Raw genomic sequence first — 1717 nt, 5'->3', positions numbered from 1 at the left:
GGTAACAGATTGCGTAAATATTACAAACTCACAGAAAATGGTACCAAAGAAACTGCCAACAAGTTGGAAGAAATGCAAGAGTTTTTAAAAACGATGCAGCATTTGGTGAATCCTAAATTTAGTTTGGAGTAAATTTTTAGCTATGGAATTAACAACAACACAAATACAAAAAGTAGAAAAATATCTAGAAACTAAAAATTTTGATTTTATAGATTTAAAAATCGAGATTTTAGATCACATAATTACAGATATTGAAAACTTTATGCAAAAAAACATCACTTTTGAAGAAGCATTTGCAATGACTAGAATACGATGGGAAAAACATTTTAGAGCAACCTCTAGTTTCTTTTTTGGTATGTTGTATTCTGAGTCTAAAATTGTAGTTAAAAAAGCTGTAAAACAATTTAAATCTTTTTACTTTTTATATTTAGCAGCCTATATTTTACCGGTAGTATTTTTAAAACTTGTACCAATTCAAGCCTCAAATGGTGTTACAAAATTTGTAAATGGTTTCTTAGAGGGTTTTACACTTTCTATGTTCATCTATGTAGGTTACATATTTTTTAAAACAATTGCATCTAAAGCAAAAACAACCTTTCGATTTATTTTAAAAACACAATATTTTGGGTTAGTCCTCTTAATTCTTGGTGTTTTTGTTGGTAGCATTTTTGATGAAAATGGACAAATGAATCCTGTTTTTACGGGTTTTGTTTGTGCTGGTTATGCTGTGGTTTTTATTTGTCATTATTTCTTTAAAAAACATAACGAAGCAATTCAAAAATATAAAATTTTGTAGGCTATGAAACTAATCCAAAAACACATACAAAAACTCTACAAATTCACCAGAAAACATTACGTAGAATATTATGATGTACAAACAGAATTGGTAGATCATTTGGCAAATGATATTGAGCAAATTTGGAAAGAAAATCCCAATTTATCTTTTGAAGACGCCAGAGATAAATCATTTAAAAAATTCGGCATTTTTGGTTTTATGGATGTTGTACAAGCTAAAGAATCGCAAATGACCAAAAAGTACTTTAAACTAGTTTTAAAGTTTACCAAAGAATGGTTTCAGCTGCCAAAAATACTTGCAACAATTCTTCTTTTTTCAGGATTTTATGTTTTACAAGATTACCAATTTGGAACTTACATTTATTACACAATTTTTGCGATTGTCATGTTTTTACAAATAATTAGTATGATTGTAAATGGTATAAAGCTTAAAAAAAAGTATCAAAAAACAGGAAAAAAGTGGTTGTTTGAAAACATGATTAATGTAAATGGAATGGCAAATATTTTTGTGCTTTTATTTTGGTTTTTTGATTTTCCTTTCAATAATTCCAAAGATTTTTTATTGATGGGGAATTTTAGGAAATTTTTATCCGCTTTTCTAATCACTATTTTAGTACTTGTGGCTTACATCACTTTAATTGTAATCCCAAAAAAAGCAACACAATTATTACAAGAAACCTATCCAGAATATAAATTCGTTTAATTTTTTTATTGATGAAATTATCAGAAAAACAAATAGAAAACTTATACAAATTTACAAGACAACATTATGTGTATCATTATGATGTACAGACAGAATTGGTAGATCATTTGGCAAACGACATTGAGCAAATTTGGGAAGAATATCCCAATTTATCATTTGAAGATGCAAGAGATAAATCGTTTAAAAAATTTGGCATTTTTGGGTTTATGGATGTTGTAG

2 protein-coding genes and 2 pseudogenes are annotated in these 1717 nt (G+C 27.5%); all 4 read left to right on the top strand.

What is annotated here, in order from left to right; all coding sequences use genetic code 11:
- Positions 1–132: pseudogene (locus tag ACTG3S_RS09885) on the top strand (PadR family transcriptional regulator); the annotation flags it as partial.
- 10 nt (positions 133–142) lie between these two features.
- The gene (locus tag ACTG3S_RS09880; protein ID WP_439129195.1) at positions 143–796 is read left to right on the top strand and encodes a hypothetical protein; all 654 of its coding nucleotides are present in this window, start codon (positions 143–145) and stop codon (positions 794–796) included.
- Between the two features lie 3 nt (positions 797–799).
- Positions 800–1498, top strand: coding sequence for a hypothetical protein (locus tag ACTG3S_RS09875; protein ID WP_439129194.1), 699 nt, complete (start codon positions 800–802; stop codon positions 1496–1498).
- 11 nt (positions 1499–1509) lie between these two features.
- Positions 1510–1717 (top strand): annotated as a pseudogene (locus ACTG3S_RS09870) (hypothetical protein); the annotation flags it as partial.

Origin of the sequence: Polaribacter sp. (assembly GCF_965656025.1) — a bacterium.
Taxonomy (GTDB): Bacteria; Bacteroidota; Bacteroidia; order Flavobacteriales; family Flavobacteriaceae; genus Polaribacter.
Note: the sequence above shows the minus strand (reverse complement) of the source record. Positions and strands in the feature narration are given on the sequence as shown.

Bases quoted from the DNA above. Each gene is read 5' to 3' on its own strand.
- ACTG3S_RS09880 (WP_439129195.1), top strand. From the start codon at position 143: ATGGAATTAACAACAACACAAATACAAAAAGTAGAAAAATATCTAGAA.
- ACTG3S_RS09875 (WP_439129194.1), top strand. From the start codon at position 800: ATGAAACTAATCCAAAAACACATACAAAAACTCTACAAATTCACCAGA.